The following is a 16,441-nucleotide window of genomic DNA, read 5'->3' on the forward strand; positions in this document are numbered from 1 at the left end:
ATGGTGCCCCGGCGCCGCTCAGCTGCGCTTGGAAAAGTAGTGGCTTGTCGCCAGCCGGAAGTCGACGTTGGTGTCGTTCTGCCAGCGGGTGGCGCGTTGCGCGAAGGCCTTCATCGAGTCGTTGACCTTCTTGAACATCGGGTTTTCCTTTTCCTTGCGCGCCACGATCTCGTCCCAGACCTTGAGCTGTGCCTGCAGCACCGAGTTGGGCGTGGCGTAGAACTTCACGCCTTGCGCCTGCAGCGCCTGGTAGTCCTTGGAATAGCGGTCGATCGCCTTCATCGACATATCCGCCGAGGCCGCTTCCACCGCGTTGGCGATCAGCGCCTTCATCTTGGCGGGCAGCGCGTCATAGCGCTTCCTGTTGAACAGGATTTCGAACTGCTCCGAGGCCTGGTGGAAGCTGCGCAGCATGCAGACCTTGGACACGTCCTGGAAGCCCAGCGCGCGGTCGGAGCTGGCATTGTTGAATTCGGCGGCGTCGAGCAGGCCGCGGTCCATGGCCGGCACGATCTCGGCGCCGGGCAGCGCGTTCACGGCGGCGCCCAGCCCGGTGAAGATATCGATCGACAGACCGACCGTGCGGAACTTCAGTCCCTTGAAATCCTCCGGCTTGGTGATTGGCTTCTTGAACCAGCCCAGCGGCTGCGTCGGCATCGGCCCGTACAGGAACGAGACCACGTCGAGGTTCAGGCTGCGGTAGATCTCTTCCTGCAGCTGCTTGCCGCCGCCGTACTTGTGCCAGGCCAGCAGCATGTTCGGATCCATGCCCCAGGCGGGGCCGGAGCCCCACAGCGCCAGGGCGGAGTTCTTGCCGTACCAGTACGCGATCACGCCGTGGCCGCCGTCGAGGGTGCCCTTGCTGACGGCATCGATCAGGTCGAACGCCTTGACCACCGCGCCGGCGGGCAGCAGTTCGATCTTCAGGTCGCCGCCCGACATATTGTTCACCTTGGCGACGAAATCGCCGGCAAACTCGTGGAAGATGTCCTTGGTCGGCCATGTGCTCTGCCAGCGCATGGTGATCGGGCCCTGTGCCTTGACGACCGCGGGGAATCCCATTGCCGCAGCGCCGGCAGCTGCCCCGGCGGCGCCGCCGAGAAAGCCGCGCCGCGAGACGCCACCCCCGCCGCCAGTCTCCGCAGCAGCCTGCTTCGCCTGCGTTTTCCTCGTCCTGGATGCCATGATTGCCTCCATGTGTGGGTGGATGACCGCGAGCGCCGGCCATGGGCCGAGGCAGCTCGCCACTGTCTTGAACACCGGAAAAGTCGGGAAAATCGGGAAAGCGCTGGACCAGGAGGCTGCGCTCGCGCTGCGCAGGGTGGCCCTTGATTCCCTTCATGGTAGGAAATGGACAGAGAACCACAATGTAGGGATTACCCGGGCGGTGAGGGCTGGCTCACTTTGGCGTTGCAGCGCGGACGCCGATGCGGCATTGCCGCAAGATTCAGGCGCGCACAATCCCTATCGTGAACTCCCCCTCGAGCGCGCCGCCGGCTTCCCCGGGCTGGTTCACGCGCACAGTGCTGGGTCTGCTGCCGGCAATCGGATCCCCTGTGGTTGGGCGCGTCGGCACGCCATGCGCGCGGTAGGCAGGGTGGCTGCCTAGCACCTGGCGGCTGAGCGCATCGTCGAAATACAGCTGGCTGGTCAGGACTTCCGCGTGCGCCAGCAGCACCTTGAAGTGGATATGGATGGCGCGCGACGGATACCAGCCGGGATAGATCGTGGTGAACGTCGCCACGCCGTCGGCGCCGGTGGGCTGCACGCCGCGCAGGTAGCGGGTTTGGCGATTGGTGGCGCTCTCGCCGCTGTAGCTGCCACTGGCGTCGCAGTGCCACACGCTGACCAGCGCGCCCTGGACGGGCGCGCAGCCGCGCCGTGCCTCGACCACGCGCAGCCGCAGCCGCAGCGGCTGGCCGGGGCGGCCGTCGCGGATGTCGGCGCGCAGCAGCGCGTCGTCAAGGTAAAAGGGTCCTTCGGTTGCCTCGGGGGTGAGCAGGCACGCTGCCGGCGCCTGCGCTCCTGCGGTGCCGGCGCCGACGAGCGCGAGCAGGCCCGCAAGTTCTTGCAGGAAGCGGCGGCGCGCGGTGTCGGAATGGGCTGTCCCGACAATACCGGCGGCAGGGCGCACGTCCATGTGGGTCAGCCGGTTGGGTGATGGGCGGGACGCCTCAGCGTCCCATGGCTTTCAGCATCGAATAGCCGTGGCTGGTGATGCGCGGTTCCTGCCGGCAACCGTGCAGGACTTCCAGCTGGACCAATTGTTTTTCGACCAGGGCCTTCAGGTCGGTGGGATCTATCTGGCGGGAATCGCTCGAATCGAGGGAGTCGGGGCCGTCACTCAATAGCAATAGCGTGGCAAATTCATGCGGGCTCAGCACGTTCATCTCCTTGGCTAGAGGGGGCGTTTGCTGGGAGTCTGCAGGGCGCACGCGGCGCCCGCGCGAAGAAGCGCGCCGTGGAGACCCTGGCACGTGCGGCCGTGCGTGCTGCGTTGCGGCACGAATGCTGCAGCGCGGTGCCCGGTGGCATGTCCGGTCTCAAGCGGCTAGCTTGTTTGACGGCACCGGTGGCGCACGGTTCCTTGCCAGTACTTGCCGTTACAAGTTGCCTCGCGGGCACCGGTGTCGGAGCCATTATCGGCCAGCGACGATGACAGTGTGATGGCCATGCCGGTGGCGTGGGCTTGGCCAGTGACACACGCGGCCAGCCATTCGCTTTGGCACTGGATCCCATTCAGAACCTTAACTTCCGGCGCGCGGTGCCGGCGTGACAGAATGCGCGGCCAGGCCGCTCCTGCTGCGCGACCATGGCCGCTATCTTCTCATTCTCATTTCGCACGGAGTTCCTGCATGCTGGCCGCGCGCCTGCTCCTCTGCCTTGCCTTTGTCATTGCCATGCTGACCCACGTTTCCTCCGCGGCCGGCGCTTTGCCGGCCACCGAACTCCATGCCGCCGCTGCCAGCGGCGACGCCGCACGCGTGCGGGCGCTGCTTGCCAGCGGCGCTACCATCGACGCCCGCGACGCGCAGGGACGTACCGCGCTGCTGGTCGCCACGCATCACAACCAGGTGCAGGCGGCAAAGGCGTTGATCGAGGCCGGCGCCGACGTCAATGCCAAGGATGCGATCCAGGACAGCCCCTACCTCTACGCCGGCGCGCGCGGCCACAACGAGATCCTGCGCATGGCGCTGGCCCACGGCGCAGACCTGCGCAGCACCAACCGCTACGGCGGCACCGCGCTGATTCCCGCCGCCGAGCGCGGGCATGTCGAGACCGTGCGCATGCTGATCGCGGCGGGCGTGGACGTCGACCATGTCAACCGGCTGAAATGGACGGCGCTGCTCGAGGCCATCATCCTCGGCAACGGCGGCGCCGCGCATACCGAGATCGTACGCCTGCTGGTGCAGGCGCGCGCCAATGTGAATCTCGCCGACGGCGAGGGCGTCACCCCGCTGCAGCATGCGCGCCAGCGCGGCCATGCGCAGATCGAGCGCATTCTCAGCGCCGCTGGCGCGCGCTGAGGCGCCGGCGCTTCGGGCCATCCACGCGACGCGCTGTTGGCCCGTTCAGGGCGAGTCGTCTTCACCGTGCCTCATATATACTGTCAGTGTGCATACAAAATGGTGAAGGCGATGTCTCCGAGAGCAAAGCGCAGCGCAACGAGTGAAAACGGCAGTACGGCAACTGCGGTGCCGGAAGCGGATCCCGCCAAGGAGTTGCTCTGGGCACGTCCCGGGTTTCTTGTGCGGCGGCTTCATCAGATCCACGTGGCGATGTTCTTCGAGGAGTGCAAGGCGCCCAATATCACGCCGGTGCAGTACGCCATCCTGACCGTGTTGTCGGTGCTGCCGGGACTGGACCAGACTTCGCTTGGACAGGAAGTGGGACTGGACCGGACCACGACGATGGACGTGGTACGCCGGCTGGAAGACCGCGGCCTGGTCGAGCGCCGCGAGAACCCCGCGGACCGGCGCACGCGCCATGTCCACCTGACGCGCGAAGGCAAGAGCGTGGTCACGTCGCTGCGCGCCGACATGGCGCGCGCGCAGGAACGCATGCTGGCTCCATTGAAGCCGGCGCAGCGGGAGGTGTTCATGGAATTGCTGGCGACGCTGGTGGAAGCCAACAACCAGTACAGCCGCACGGTGCTGCGGAGCATGTAATGAAGTAAGCAACAACGGCGGGCGTCGGTTTGCTCCCCTCTCCCGCTTGCGGCAGAGGGGAGACCACCATCGCCGGTTTGACCTGTCAGCTGCCTCAGACCGGATAGACCAGGTCGTTCGCAATGATGGTGGTGTCGTACACCACCTGGCGCTCGCGCAGCAGCAGCCTGCCGCCCTGGCGGCGGAAGCGGTCGTGATAGGTGCCAGCGAGATGGATCGTGGTGGGCCCCTCCACCAGCGTCTGCAACAGCATGAAGTTGGCCTGCGCCACGATGTCGCCGTCGGCGGTTTCATCGCTGACCCGCGTATTGGTCACCAGGTGCAGGTTGTAGCGCGGCGCGAACATCTGCGTACTGGCGATCGCCGCGGCGCGGTCGCGCATCATGCCGATGCCTTCGGCATAGACCAGCCCGACGGGCAGGTTGCGTTCGGCGTTCTCGCGCGCGGTGATGCGGTAAAGCGCATCGTCGGTGAAGAAGCCCGGCCAGCGCTCGACCACGCCGGCGTCCAGTGCCGCGCAATAGTCCGCGTGGAAGGCATCGATCTCCAGCCGCAGTTCGATCGCGCGCGCGGTGCCGAGGGTGCTCTCGCGATAGAGGGAGTAGTTCATCGGTTTCATATGCTTTTGGATTCCCGTCAGGCCGCCCTCAGAACCCCATCACGCCGCGGTAGTACTGGTACATCGCGCGGATCGCGGATTCGGAGATCAGGGAACTGGACGTGCCGACCTGCTGCGCGTCAAGCTTGAGCACGTTGAGGTCGCTGCTGGAGCGGCGCACGCCTTCCTGCACGAACTTCATCGCCTCGTTGTCCTCCAGACCGAGGAAGCCGGCGGGGCCCATCAGGTTGCCCTGGCGCAGGCGGTGCTGCGTCATTTCCTCGGTATCGTCCTCGTAGCCGAACATGGTCCACAGCATCAGCATGCTGTCCGGGCCATTGGGCACGATCTGGCGCACGCCCAGCGTGTTCATCTCGCGCTGCACGATCAGGTTCGGCCAGATCGTCTGCATCGTCACCGACCACGGCGAGTCGAACTCGCGCACGTACTCCAGGAAGCGCTCGTCCTCCAGGCGCATGCCTTCGTGGTACGAGCGCATCTCCTTCTTGTTCTCGTCGCTGACGGCCGCGTACTTGTCCTCCTTCTTGGCCGATGCCATGGTGCCGTGGCGGCCGTGCACGGGGTCGGCGATCATTGCCGACTCGTTGCCCGCCACCAGCAGGCCGAACACCACCAGGAAGGAGTGCAGCAGCGTGGCGTGGTAAGGGTCCTTCAGGTTCTCGTGGTACATCTTCCAGTTGCACGGCAGTTCGTTCTTGTAGTAGCCGAGCACCTTGAGCGGCTTGCCGTTGAAGACCACGTCGAAATCCTTCAGGATTTCCGGCGTCATGTAGTCTTCCAGGCTTTCCATGTCAGCTGCGTAGGAGGCGAAGATCACGCCGTTGCGCGTCGCCACGTGCAGCTTTACCAGCCCGTGGTCTTCGTTGCGGAAATCCCGGGGCATGCCGCCGGCGCGGTTGACGCCGCGCTTGAACGGAACGCCCTGCAGGTTGCCCTTGAGATCGTAGGACCACTGGTGGTAAGGGCAGACGAATTCCTTGGCATTGCCCTGGCTGTGGCGGCAGAACTCCGCGCCGCGGTGCGCGCACCGGTTCTCGAAGACATGGATCGAGCCGTCCTCGGCGCGCGACACGACCACCGGCGTCGCGCCGACATACGAGCGCTTGAAGTCGCCGGCGTTCGGGATCTCGGCTTCTAGCGCGACATAGTTCCATGAGCGGCCGCGGAAGATCTTCTGCAGCTCCAGGTCATGGACGGCCTGGCTGGTGTAGACCCAGTCCGGGATGTAGTGCAGTCCGTCCTCGGGCCATCGGCATTCATCCAGTCCCGGGTTCTTCTTGCCCAGCGTGTGCTGGATCACCGCTTGTGTCTGGTACATGTGGGAGTCCTCTCAGAGTGTGATGGAGCTGTCTGCTTCCGCCTGCCGTTCGCGGACGACCTGCCGCAGCGGCAATGTGTCGTCGCACAGGCGTGCCAGATGCGCCGAGACGTCGTGTCCGACCAGTGCGCGCAGCTGGCGCAGGTCGCCGCCGGCATTCACGGCAATGGCATGGCGCAGGCGGCCGTGGCGGGTGCCGAGCAGCATGAACTTCGGGGCGGCGGCATCGTGGGCCGCGATACCGCGCCAGGCATAGCGGATATCCGGATGCGCGGCGCCGAGCATCTGCACGTTGCATCCGAACTGGTCGGTCCAGAACCACGGTAGCGCCGCGGGCTCCGCCGCCACGCCCAGCATCGCCGCCGCCGCGATGCGCGCCTGTTCATTGGCGCTTTGCCAGGACTCGAGCCGCATCTCGGCGCCGAACAGCGGCTGGTACTGGCTGCAGCAGTCGCCAGCGGCATAGATTGACGGCGCGCTGGTGCGGCACTGTTCGTCGACCTGGATGCCGCCATTCTGCGGATGCAGCGCCAGGCCAGCGCCGGCGGCGAGCGCCACTTCCGGTATCAGGCCAATCGCGACCACCACCAGCGGAGCGGGCAGCGCGGAGCCGTCGTCGAACCGCATTTGCACGCCATCGCCCTGGACATCGCAGTGAGCGATGCCGCAACCAAGACGCAGGGTCACGGCTTGCGCCCGCACCCGATCCGCCAGCCATGCGCCAAGCTCCGGCGGCAGCGCGCGACCCAGCAGGCGGTCCGCGCTCTCGACCAGCGTGACCTTCAGGCCCATGCCTGCAGCGGTCGAAGCGGTCTCCAGGCCAAGGAAGCCGCCGCCGATCACCGCAAGTTCGCCTGCGCGCTGCATGGCGTCGCGCAGGCGCGCCGCGTCATCCAGCGAGCGCAGGTAATGCACATGGGGCGTGCCGGGCGGCAGCGCGGGCAGCGCGCGGGCATTGCCGCCGGTGGCGAGCAGGCAGGCGCCATAGCCGATGGCGCTGCCGTCGGCCAGGTGCGCGACTTGCCGCGCGGCATCGAGCGCGGTGACGCAGGTGCCGAGCCGCAGCTCGATGCCCTGGTCGGCATAGAAGCTGGCGGGGTGCACGCCGATCTTGCCGTCCTGTCCGGCGTCGGCGAGCACGGACTTGGACAGCGGCGGGCGCTCGTATGGCGCGTGCCGTTCGCCGCCTGCCATGACGATGCGGCCGCCATAGCCAAGGCCGCGCAGCGCGGCGGCGGCCATGGCCCCGGCCTGGCCGGCGCCGACGATCAGGATGGGCGTGTGCTGTGTCATGACCGGCTCCCTTACAGCTCGACCCACACCCGGCTGTCTTCGATCTTGACCGGGTAGGTGCGGATATCGCCGGTGGCGGGCGCGCACATCGCCTTGCCGGTGCGGATGTCGAAGCGGGCCTGGTGCAGCGGGCATTCGATGCAGCCGTCTTCCAGGTAGCCGTCCGACAGCAGCGCGTACTGGTGCGTGCAGACGTTGTCGGTGACAAAGTACGCGTCATCGCTGCGATAGACGGCAAGCTGGCGATCGCCCAGCGTCAGCGGCATCACCTCGTCGTTCTGCAGCGTGTCGGCCGCATCGATGTGAATCCATGCCATGGTCATCTCCGTGAATCTAATTTGTCAGTATGCTGAATATATGAGATCAGTGTACTGATGTTTTGGGCGCGAAATATCCTCGTTAACCCTGGCTGGTGCGTGCCGTCCCTGGCGTAGCCGCGGCATTGTGCTGCAGCGTCGGACGTGCCTGCGACCGCGCCAGGATCTCGCCCATGATGCCGCGGCGGAATGTCAGCACACAGACCACAAAGATCAGCCCTGTCACCATGCTCACCGACTCGCCCAACGTATCGAACCAGCCGATCCCGGTCATCGCCGCCAGCGCGTTGCCCGCATCCCCCAGCTTGTTCTCCAGCGCGACGATGACCAGCGCGCCGACCAGCGGGCCGGACAGGGTGCCCATGCCGCCGACCAGGGTCATCAGGATCACGGAGCCCGACATCATCCAGTGGACATCGGTCAGCGTGGCGAAGCCCAGCACCAGCGTCTTGAGCGCCCCCGCCAGCCCCGCCAGCGCCGAGGACAGCACGAACGCCAGCAGCTTGAACCGGTCCGCGTCATAGCCCAGCGAGACCGCGCGCGGCTCGTTCTCCTTGATCGCCCGCAGGATCTGCCCGAAGGGCGAGTTGACGATGCGCATGATCCCGAGGAAGGCAGCCACGGTGATCGCCAGCACGACGTAGTACATGGTGTGGTCGGACGCCAGCGGCAACACGCCGAACAGCTCGCCGCGCGGCACCGCCTGCATGCCGTCTTCGCCGCCGGTGACCGGTGCCTGCAGGCAGAAGAAGTAGAACATCTGCGCCAGCGCCAGCGTGATCATGGCGAAGTAGATGCCCTGGCGGCGGATCGCCAGCGCGCCGAACACGAGCCCCAGCAGGGCGCCGAAGGCGGTGCCGCCCAGCAGCGCCAGTTCCGGCGTGAGCTGCAGCGACTTCATCGCGTAGCCGCAGGCGTAGGCCGCGCCGCCGAAGAAGGCGGCATGGCCGAACGACACCAGCCCGGTATAGCCCAGCAGCAGGTTGAAGGCGCAGGCGAACAGCGCGAAGCACAGCAGCTTCATCACCAGCACCGGGTAGGCGCCCAGCCAGGGCGCGAGCAGCAGTGCTGCCAGCACCAGTCCGTACGCGAGCAGCGGCCGCGTTGCGTAAGTGGGGCTTGCCATCATTTCTCCTTTCCAAACAAACCGGCCGGCCGCACCAGCAGCACGCAGACCATGGCGACGAAGACAACGGTCGCGGAAGCTTCGGGGTAGTAGACCTTGGTAATGCCTTCGAACACACCCAGCCCCAGGCCGGTAAAGATCGAGCCGAGGATCGAGCCCATGCCGCCGATCACCACCACCGCGAACACCGTGATGATCAGGTTCTGCCCCATCAGCGGCGACACCTGCATCACCGGGGCGGCGAGCACGCCGGCGAGCGCCGCCAGGCCCACGCCGAAGGCATAGGTCAGCGTCACCAGCAGCGGCACGTTGACGCCAAAGGCCTCGACCATGCGCGGATTCTCGGTGCCGGCGCGCAGGTACGCGCCCAGCCGGGTCTTCTCGATCATGTACCAGGTGGCAAAGCACACTGCCAGCGAAGCCACCACGACCCAGGCACGGTAGTTGGGCAGCACCATGAAACCGAGCTGGCTGACACCGGTCAGCGCTTGCGGCGTAGGGTAGGGCAGGCCGGAAACTCCGTAGACCGAGCGCAGCAAGCCTTCGATCAGCAGGCAGATGCCTAGCGTCAGCAGCAGCCCATACAGGTGGTCGAAGCGGTACAGGTGGCGCAGCATGGTGCGCTCCAGAACCACGCCGAGCGCGCCGGCCACCAGCGGCGCCAGCAGCAGCATCACCCAGTAGTTGATGCCGAGGTAGTTCAGTCCCATCCAGGCCAGCACAGCGCCGAGCATGAACAACGCGCCATGCGCGAAGTTGATGACGTTGAGCAGGCCGAAGATCACTGCCAGCCCCAGGCTCAGGATCGCGTAGAACGATCCGTTGACCAGCCCCAGCAGCAGCTGGCTCAGCAGCGCGGGCAGGGGCACTCCAAACAATTCCATGACAAGGTCTCCTTACACGCCCAGCAGGGCATTGAGCGCGGGCATCTTCCGTTCCAGTTCTCCGGCACCGAAGGCCTCGACGATGCGGCCGTGCTCCATCACGAAGAAGCGGTCCGCCAGAGGTGCCGCGAAGCGGAAGTTCTGCTCCACCATGACGATGGTGTAGCCGCGGCGGCGCAGCGTGGCGATCATCTTCGCCAGCTTCTGCACGATCACCGGCGCCAGCCCTTCGGAGATCTCGTCGAGCAGCAGTACGCTGGCGCCGGTGCGCAGGATGCGCGCCACCGCCAGCATCTGCTGCTCGCCGCCCGACATGCGCGTGCCCTGGCTCTTGCGCCGCTCATGCAGGTTGGGGAACATTTCGTAGATCTCTGCAACGGACATGGGCTCGCGCAGCCCCGTCGCGCCCGGCCCTGCCTCGAAAGCCGGCGGCAGCATCAGGTTCTCTTCGCACGACAGGCTGGCGAAGATGGCGCGCTCCTCCGGGCAATACCCCAGCCCCAGCGGCGCGATGCGGTGCGTCTTCATGCCGATAGTTTCCTTGCCGAATACGCGTACCGACCCCTTGCGCGTGCCGGCCAGGCCCATGATGGCGCGCAGCGTGGTGGTGCGTCCCGCGCCGTTGCGGCCCAGCAGCGTCACCACTTCGCCCGGCTGGACCGACAGGTCGACGCCGTGCAGGATGTGCGATTCGCCATACCAGGCATGCAGGCCCCGCAGTTCCAGGGCTGGGGTGGCGGTTGCGGTCATGCGGCCTCCTGCTGGTCTTCCGTGGTTCCCATATAGGCTTCCTTCACCTGCGGATTGCGCGAGATCTCGTCATACGTGCCCTCGGCCAGCACGGCGCCGCGCTGCAGCACCGTGATGCGATCGACGATCGACGACACCACGCTCATGTTGTGCTCCACCATCAGCACGGTCCGTCCCGCCGACACGCGCTTGATCAGCGCGGTCACCGTCTCGACGTCCTCATGGCCCATGCCCTGCGTGGGCTCGTCCAGCAGCATCAGCTCGGGATCCGTGGCAAGCGTGGTGGCCAGCTCCAGCGCGCGCTTGCGGCCATAGGCCAGTTCGGCCGTGCCCAGGTGCGCGAAGCCGGCCAGGCCCACGTCGTCCAGCAGCTCCATGGCGCGCGCATCCAGCTGCGACAGCGAGCGCCTGCCGCGCCAGAAATGCCACGACGTGCCCAGCTTGCGCTGCAGCGCGATGCGCACGTTCTCCAGCACGGTCAGCTGCGGGAACACCGCGGAAATCTGGAACGAACGGATCACGCCCATGCGGGCGATCTGCGCCGGGCGCAGCGCGGTGATGTCGGCACCGTTGAAATGGATGGAGCCCGACGAGGGATCGTGGAACTTGGTCAGCAGGTTGAAGCAGGTGGTCTTCCCGGCGCCATTGGGCCCGATCAGCGCATGGATCGAGCCCCGCCGCACCGACAGGCTGACATGGCTGACGGCGGTAAAGCCCTTGAACGCCTTGGTCAGCCCCTGCGTGCGCAGGATCACGTCTTGCTCAGGCATTGGCGCGCTCACTTCTTGACCAGCGGGCATTCGCTGGCGGAGAGGGGGCGGAAGGCCTCGTCGCCGGGGATCGTGCCGATGTACTTGACCAGGTCCCACGGGCCTTTCGATTCCGCCGGCGTCTTGGCCTGGGCCAGGTACATGTCGTGCACCATGCGGCCATCGATCCGGACCTTGCCATTGCGCACGAAGGCGTCGTTGACGGGCAGCGCGCGCATCTTGTCCGCCACCGCGGGGCCCTCGACGGTCTTGGCGGCTTCCACGGCCTTCAGGTAGTGCAGCACGCCGGAATAGACGCCGATCTGGCCGTGCGTGGGATACGCCTTGTGGCGCTTGTAGTAGCGCTCGACGAAGTCCTTCGACTTCGCGTCGAGGTCGAGCCTGAACGGATCGACATAGGTCAGGCCCTGCGCGGCGGGCAGGCCCAGGCTCTTGATATCGGTGATGAAGGTGGACGGCGTGATGACCGTCTGGCCCGCCTTGATCAGGCCGAACTCGCCGGCGGCCTTGACGCCGTTGATCATGTCATTGCCGGCATTGGCCAGCACCACTACCTTGGCCCTGGACGCCGAGGCCGCGACCACCGGGCTGCTGAAGTCGCTGGCATTGAGCGGATGGCGCGTGCTGCCCACGTTCTTGCCGCCGCCGGCATCCACCGCCTTGCGGAAATCGGCTTCCAGCGACTGGCCAAAGGCGTAGTCCACCGTGATGTAGTACCAGCTGTTGCGGCCCTGGTCGATCAGGCGCCGGACCAGCGGATACGACACCGAGTAAGTGTCCCAGGCCCAGTGGAACCCCGTGGGCGAGCAGTTCTGGTTGGTCAGCGCCATGGCGCCGCCGGTGGAGACGATGTCGATCTTCTGCTTCTGGCGCGCGACTTCCTGCACCGCCAGCGCCGTCGATGAGTTGGGGAAGTCGATCACCATGTCGACGCCGTCGGTATCGAACCATCGACGCGCCAGCGACGAGGCGATATCGGCCTTGTTCTGGTGATCGGCGGACAGCACCGTGACGGGCTTGCCCAGCGCCTTGCCGCCGAACTCCTCGACGGCCATCTGGGCGGCGACGACCGAGCCCTTGCCGGACAGGTCGGCATAGGAGCCGGACATATCGGTGATGACGCCGATCTTCACGCCGCTGGCGTCGGCCAGGGCGGGCGTGGCCTGCGCCAGGCCGAGCAGGGCGGATGACGCGGCAAGGGTGCGGAGGATGCGAGAGGTGGACATGGGGGCTCCAGGTTGTCTGCGCGAAGGGATGGAAGTTGGCGACGGCTGCATTCGCCCGACGCGGGCGCCATCGCCGTGCTCGCTCGGGAAACAAGTCAGCATGCTGAATATGTGCCGATGAAAAGGGCGGATTTCTCCGCCCTGCAATTGCGCCGGGAAGCAGCTCAGGTGGACAGGTCACGGCCTCGCGTCTCTGGCACGAACACCATGCCGATGACGAAGGCGAGTCCGGCGATGACCACCGGATACCACAGGCCAAAGTACACGTCGCCGCTGGACACGTTCATCGCCGTGACCACGAACGACAGCATGCCGCCGACCCAGCCCGCACCAAGGTGGAAGGGCAGCGACAGCGAGGTGTAGCGCACCCTGGCCGGGAACAGCTCGACCATGAAGGCGGCCATCGGACCATAGACCATGGCCAGGAACAGGATCGGCACCAGCAGCAGCATGAACACCATCGGCGTATTCATGCTGGCGGGATCGGCGCGCTCCGGCCAGCCGGCCTCGATCAGCGCGCCCTTGATGCCGGCGCGGTCGAAGCCCTGCAGCGTGCGCTCGCCGATCCGCACTTCCGCCTGTGCCGGATCGCTGGCAGGCACGAAGGTGTAGCCCACGCCCAGGTCGGTCAGGTAGCCGCGGATCTTGTCGCAGGCCGACACCGGCTCGCCGAACAGGCGCGCCTTGCAGTCGCCGGCGGTCACCTGCACCGTGCCTTGCCGCTGGAACTGCTCCAGCGCCGGATTGGCGTAGTGAGTCAGTCCCTTGAACACCGGCTGGGTGCACAGCGCAGCCAGCAGGCATGCCGCCATCATGATGTACTTGCGGCCGATGCGGTCCGACAGCCAGCCGAAGAACAGGTAGCAGGGCGTGGCCACCACCAGTGCGATCGCGATCAGCTTGTGCACGGTTTCGATGGGCACGTGCAGCGTCTTGTTGAGGAAGAACATGCTGTAGAAGTGGCCGGTGCCGAAGATCGCGCCGAGCCCGGCGGCTACCACGAACAGCAGCAGCACCGACTTCAGGTTCTGCCACTGTGTGAAACTTTCGCGGATCGGTGACTTCGAGGTGGCGTTGCCCGCCTTCATGCGCGCGAACACAGGCGATTCATGCAGCTTGCCGCGGATATAGACCGAGATCACCAGCATCACCAGCGACACGATAAACGGGATACGCCAGCCCCATGCGCGGAACTCCGCCTCGGTCAGGAAGGTCTTGAGCAGGTAGACCACGAAAAGCGAGGACAGCAGCCCCAGCGTGGCGGTGGTCTGCAGCGAGCTGGTGTAGAGGCCCCGCTTGCTTGTTGGCGAGTGCTCGGCGACGTAGGTGACCGCTCCGCCCACTTCCCCGCCAAGCGCCAGGCCCTGCAGCAAGCGCAGCAGTACCAGCAGCACCGTGGCAGTGATGCCGATCTGCCCGTACGTCGGCAGCACGCCCACGCCCACCGTGGCCACGCCCATCAGCAGGATGGTGACCAGGAAGGTGTACTTGCGGCCGATCAGGTCGCCCAGGCGGCCGAACAGCAGCGCCCCCACCGGCCGGATCAGGAAGCCGGCGCCGAAGGTGGCCAGGCTGGCCAGGAAGGCGGCCGTTTCATTGCCCGGCGGAAAGAACAGTGCGCCGAAGTACACCGCCAGCGCCGCGTAGATGTAAAAGTCGTACCACTCCATCAGGGCGCCGAAGGATGAGGCAAGGATGACCTTGCGTTCTTCGGCGGTCATGCCGGAGGCGGGGGCGCGCGTTTCGGCGCGTGTTTTGGCGCGGGTCAGGCTGATCGTCATGGCGGGGGCTCCTTGGTCAGGCCGTTGTCTCTATTGTTTGTTTGCTTCCCGGAGGTGCCGGCGCCGGTGGTGAGGGTCATCCATGACCCGCCAATGTGCAGCGCCGCATCCTGCCGGTGCATCAGTCAGTATGCTGATGAGATACGCAGTATGCTGAGCAAAATGCGGGCCAACACCGGCGCCGCGTGGTGTCTAGCGAAGGCGCCGGAAAGCCCGAATTAAATGGCTATTTCATATTGTCAGCATACTGAGCATCTGGAATCAGTGTACTGAGCGCCCCCGGCCATCGTTATAGGTGTTAACCCTCCGCGCGGCGTCTGGACTTTTGAAAATCCGCTGACTAGAATCCGAAACTAATCAGTGTACTGAGCAATTAACGAGGCAACGCGTTTGCGCACGTGGGACAAGCTCGGCACGCAGCGATTCCACTCATCAGGAGCCCCCACCAGCATGACCAACGTGAAGAAGATCGCCCTGGAAGAGCATTTCATGACCCCCGGCTTCCAGGCTTATTCCAAAGGGTTCACACAGCATATCGATCCGGCGGTGTTCGCCGGGCTTGGCCGCCGCCTTGCCGATTTCGACGAGGAGCGGCTTGCCGAGATGGACCGGTGCGGCATCGACATCACCGTGCTGTCGCAAACCGGACCCGGCGTGCAGGGCGAAGCCGATACCGGACTGGCGCTGGCACGGGCGCGCGAAAGCAATGACTTCCTGGCGGCGCAGATCGCCCGCCATCCGACGCGCTATGCCGGCTTTGCCGCGCTGCCGATGCAGGATCCCGGACAGGCAGCGGCCGAGCTGGAGCGCGCCGTGCTGCAGCTCGGCTTCAAGGGCTCGCTGGTGAACGGCCATACGCATGGCCGCTATTACGACGACCCGGCGTATGACGCGTTCTGGGAACGCATGCAGGCGCTGGACGTGCCGATGTACCTGCATCCGACCGATGCCTTCGTGTCGCCGCAAGTGCTCGCCGGCCATCCGGAGCTGGCCGGGGCCGCGTGGGGGTGGGGTGTGGAAACCGCCTCGCACGCGCTGCGGCTGTTGTTCAGCGGCGTGTTCGACCGGTTCCCGCGCCTCAAGCTGATCCTCGGCCATATGGGCGAGGGCCTGCCTTACCAGCGCTGGCGTTTCGACAGCCGCTTCGCGGTCTATTCACACGGCGTCAAGCTGGAGCGCGCGCCGTCCGAGTACATCGGCCGCAATATCGTCATCACCACCTCGGGTGTGTGCTCGCACGGCGCGCTGATGGGCGCCATCGCCGAACTGGGACCCGAGGCGGTGATGTTCTCGGTCGACTATCCCTATGAATCCACCGAAGTGGCTGCGCGGTTCATCGACAGCGCGCCGCTCGACGGCACCACGCGCGCACTGGTCTGCCACGGCAACGCGCAACGCCTGCTCAAGCTCTGATCGCACAACCTGGAAACCCCATGCAAAAAGTCTTTCGTATCGGCCAGATCGTCCCCAGCTCGAACACGACGATGGAAACCGAGATCCCCGCCATGCTGATGGCGCGCCAGCAGATCCGCCCGGAACGCTTCACCTTCCATTCAAGCCGCATGCGGATGAAGAAGGTGGTCAAGGAAGAACTGGCGGCAATGGATGCCGAATCCGACCGCTGCGCGGTGGAACTGAGCGATGCCCGCGTTGACGTGCTCGGCTACGCCTGCCTGGTCGCGATCATGGCGATGGGCCGTGGCTACCACCGGCAATCCGAACAGCGACTGAAGGCACATACCACCGCGAACGGCGGCGACGCGCCAGTCATCACCAGTGCCGGCGCGCTGGTGGATGCGCTGAAGGTGATGGGCGCGAAGCGCATTGCGGTGGTCGCGCCCTACATGAAGCCGCTGACCGAACTGGTCGTGGACTACATCCGCAACGAGGGTTATGAAGTCGTGGACTATCGCGCGCTGGAAATCCCCGACAACCTGGAAGTCGCCCGGCACGATCCCGCGCGGCTGCCGGGCATCGTCGCGCAGATGAACGCGCGGGATGCCGACGTGATCGTGCTGTCTGCCTGCGTGCAGATGCCGTCGCTGCCGGCCGTGGCGAAGGTCGAGGCGATGACCGGCAAGCCGGTGCTGACCGCCGCCATTGCCACCACCTACGCGATGCTGCGTGCGCTCGACCTCGAGCCGGTCGTGCCGGGCGCGGGTGCGCTGCTGTCCGGCGCATACTGAGG

17 protein-coding genes are annotated in these 16,441 nt (G+C 65.9%); 4 read left to right on the forward strand and 13 right to left on the reverse strand.

Annotated elements, in window-relative coordinates; translation table 11 throughout:
- Positions 1-18 precede the first annotated feature (18 nt).
- From IPF36_RS27100 to IPF36_RS27110, 3 genes are all read right to left on the reverse strand, one after another.
- Positions 19-1,062: a TRAP transporter substrate-binding protein gene (locus tag IPF36_RS27100; RefSeq protein WP_133095408.1), complete on the reverse strand. Its 1,044-nt coding sequence runs from the start codon at positions 1,060-1,062 to the stop codon at positions 19-21.
- Positions 1,063-1,447: 385 nt separating this feature from the next.
- A complete protein-coding gene (locus IPF36_RS27105; protein WP_135703688.1) occupies positions 1,448-2,140 on the reverse strand; it encodes an intradiol ring-cleavage dioxygenase in 693 nt (230 codons plus the stop codon).
- Positions 2,141-2,174: 34 nt separating this feature from the next.
- A complete protein-coding gene (locus IPF36_RS27110; RefSeq protein ID WP_133095371.1) occupies positions 2,175-2,384 on the reverse strand; it encodes a hypothetical protein in 210 nt (69 codons plus the stop codon).
- A gap of 471 nt (positions 2,385-2,855) precedes the next feature.
- Between IPF36_RS27110 and IPF36_RS27115 the strand changes: the two genes are divergently transcribed.
- Both IPF36_RS27115 and IPF36_RS27120 read left to right on the forward strand, forming a co-directional pair.
- On the forward strand, positions 2,856-3,527 hold the full coding sequence (locus tag IPF36_RS27115; RefSeq protein ID WP_133095370.1) for an ankyrin repeat domain-containing protein: 672 nt from the start codon (positions 2,856-2,858) through the stop codon (positions 3,525-3,527).
- Between the two features lie 111 nt (positions 3,528-3,638).
- Positions 3,639-4,169, forward strand: a complete 531-nt coding sequence (locus IPF36_RS27120; RefSeq protein WP_133095369.1) for a MarR family winged helix-turn-helix transcriptional regulator — start codon at positions 3,639-3,641, stop codon at positions 4,167-4,169.
- Positions 4,170-4,263: 94 nt separating this feature from the next.
- Here the strand turns inward: IPF36_RS27120 and IPF36_RS27125 are convergent, their stop codons facing one another.
- From IPF36_RS27125 to IPF36_RS27170, 10 genes are all read right to left on the reverse strand, one after another.
- Positions 4,264-4,779, reverse strand: a complete 516-nt coding sequence (locus IPF36_RS27125) for an aromatic-ring-hydroxylating dioxygenase subunit beta (RefSeq protein WP_195431450.1) — start codon at positions 4,777-4,779, stop codon at positions 4,264-4,266.
- A 37-nt stretch (positions 4,780-4,816) separates the two neighbouring features.
- Positions 4,817-6,106: an aromatic ring-hydroxylating dioxygenase subunit alpha gene (locus tag IPF36_RS27130; protein WP_195431456.1), complete on the reverse strand. Its 1,290-nt coding sequence runs from the start codon at positions 6,104-6,106 to the stop codon at positions 4,817-4,819.
- Between the two features lie 12 nt (positions 6,107-6,118).
- A complete protein-coding gene (locus tag IPF36_RS27135; protein WP_195431458.1) occupies positions 6,119-7,399 on the reverse strand; it encodes an NAD(P)/FAD-dependent oxidoreductase in 1,281 nt (426 codons plus the stop codon).
- 11 nt (positions 7,400-7,410) lie between these two features.
- Positions 7,411-7,716 (reverse strand): non-heme iron oxygenase ferredoxin subunit, encoded by a 306-nt coding sequence (locus IPF36_RS27140; RefSeq protein ID WP_133095365.1) that lies wholly within the window; start codon positions 7,714-7,716, stop codon positions 7,411-7,413.
- Positions 7,717-7,798: 82 nt separating this feature from the next.
- Entirely contained in the window at positions 7,799-8,842 is a 1,044-nt protein-coding gene (locus tag IPF36_RS27145; RefSeq protein ID WP_135704016.1) for a branched-chain amino acid ABC transporter permease, read from the reverse strand.
- Positions 8,842-9,726, reverse strand: a complete 885-nt coding sequence (locus IPF36_RS27150; RefSeq protein ID WP_133095364.1) for a branched-chain amino acid ABC transporter permease — start codon at positions 9,724-9,726, stop codon at positions 8,842-8,844. The genes IPF36_RS27145 and IPF36_RS27150 overlap by 1 nt, the downstream gene beginning before the upstream one ends.
- Before the next feature lie 12 nt (positions 9,727-9,738).
- Complete coding sequence (locus IPF36_RS27155; protein ID WP_133095363.1) at positions 9,739-10,476, reverse strand: ABC transporter ATP-binding protein; 738 nt, start codon at positions 10,474-10,476, stop codon at positions 9,739-9,741.
- Entirely contained in the window at positions 10,473-11,246 is a 774-nt protein-coding gene (locus IPF36_RS27160; protein ID WP_135703692.1) for an ABC transporter ATP-binding protein, read from the reverse strand. Before IPF36_RS27160 ends, IPF36_RS27155 begins: the two co-directional genes overlap by 4 nt.
- Positions 11,247-11,254: 8 nt before the next feature.
- Positions 11,255-12,472 carry an ABC transporter substrate-binding protein gene (locus tag IPF36_RS27165; protein WP_135703693.1) on the reverse strand — a complete coding sequence of 406 codons (1,218 nt, stop codon included), beginning with the start codon at positions 12,470-12,472 and terminating at the stop codon, positions 11,255-11,257.
- Positions 12,473-12,636: 164 nt separating this feature from the next.
- The gene (locus tag IPF36_RS27170; protein WP_135703694.1) at positions 12,637-14,253 is read right to left on the reverse strand and encodes an MFS transporter; all 1,617 of its coding nucleotides are present in this window, start codon (positions 14,251-14,253) and stop codon (positions 12,637-12,639) included.
- 450 nt (positions 14,254-14,703) lie between these two features.
- On the opposite strand from IPF36_RS27170, the gene IPF36_RS27175 reads away from it, so the two are divergent.
- Complete coding sequence (locus IPF36_RS27175) at positions 14,704-15,666, forward strand: amidohydrolase family protein (protein ID WP_135703695.1); 963 nt, start codon at positions 14,704-14,706, stop codon at positions 15,664-15,666.
- Between the two features lie 20 nt (positions 15,667-15,686).
- A complete protein-coding gene (locus IPF36_RS27180) occupies positions 15,687-16,439 on the forward strand; it encodes an Asp/Glu racemase (RefSeq protein WP_195431460.1) in 753 nt (250 codons plus the stop codon).
- Positions 16,440-16,441: the final 2 nt, after the last annotated feature.

It is taken from the genome of Cupriavidus sp. IK-TO18, from assembly GCF_015549295.1.
GTDB classification, from domain to species: Bacteria; Pseudomonadota; Gammaproteobacteria; order Burkholderiales; family Burkholderiaceae; genus Cupriavidus; species Cupriavidus oxalaticus_A.

Bases quoted from the DNA above. Each gene is read 5' to 3' on its own strand.
- IPF36_RS27145 (WP_135704016.1), bottom strand. From the start codon at position 8,842: ATGGCAAGCCCCACTTACGCAACGCGGCCGCTGCTCGCGTACGGACTG.
- IPF36_RS27155 (WP_133095363.1), bottom strand. From the start codon at position 10,476: ATGACCGCAACCGCCACCCCAGCCCTGGAACTGCGGGGCCTGCATGCC.
- IPF36_RS27180 (WP_195431460.1), top strand. From the start codon at position 15,687: ATGCAAAAAGTCTTTCGTATCGGCCAGATCGTCCCCAGCTCGAACACG.
- IPF36_RS27100 (WP_133095408.1), bottom strand. From the start codon at position 1,062: ATGGGATTCCCCGCGGTCGTCAAGGCACAGGGCCCGATCACCATGCGC.
- IPF36_RS27120 (WP_133095369.1), top strand. From the start codon at position 3,639: ATGTCTCCGAGAGCAAAGCGCAGCGCAACGAGTGAAAACGGCAGTACG.
- IPF36_RS27130 (WP_195431456.1), bottom strand. From the start codon at position 6,106: ATGTACCAGACACAAGCGGTGATCCAGCACACGCTGGGCAAGAAGAAC.
- IPF36_RS27115 (WP_133095370.1), top strand. From the start codon at position 2,856: ATGCTGGCCGCGCGCCTGCTCCTCTGCCTTGCCTTTGTCATTGCCATG.
- IPF36_RS27140 (WP_133095365.1), bottom strand. From the start codon at position 7,716: ATGGCATGGATTCACATCGATGCGGCCGACACGCTGCAGAACGACGAG.
- IPF36_RS27150 (WP_133095364.1), bottom strand. From the start codon at position 9,726: ATGGAATTGTTTGGAGTGCCCCTGCCCGCGCTGCTGAGCCAGCTGCTG.
- IPF36_RS27175 (WP_135703695.1), top strand. From the start codon at position 14,704: ATGACCAACGTGAAGAAGATCGCCCTGGAAGAGCATTTCATGACCCCC.
- IPF36_RS27160 (WP_135703692.1), bottom strand. From the start codon at position 11,246: ATGCCTGAGCAAGACGTGATCCTGCGCACGCAGGGGCTGACCAAGGCG.
- IPF36_RS27105 (WP_135703688.1), bottom strand. From the start codon at position 2,140: ATGGACGTGCGCCCTGCCGCCGGTATTGTCGGGACAGCCCATTCCGAC.
- IPF36_RS27170 (WP_135703694.1), bottom strand. From the start codon at position 14,253: ATGACGATCAGCCTGACCCGCGCCAAAACACGCGCCGAAACGCGCGCC.
- IPF36_RS27135 (WP_195431458.1), bottom strand. From the start codon at position 7,399: ATGACACAGCACACGCCCATCCTGATCGTCGGCGCCGGCCAGGCCGGG.
- IPF36_RS27165 (WP_135703693.1), bottom strand. From the start codon at position 12,472: ATGTCCACCTCTCGCATCCTCCGCACCCTTGCCGCGTCATCCGCCCTG.
- IPF36_RS27125 (WP_195431450.1), bottom strand. From the start codon at position 4,779: ATGAACTACTCCCTCTATCGCGAGAGCACCCTCGGCACCGCGCGCGCG.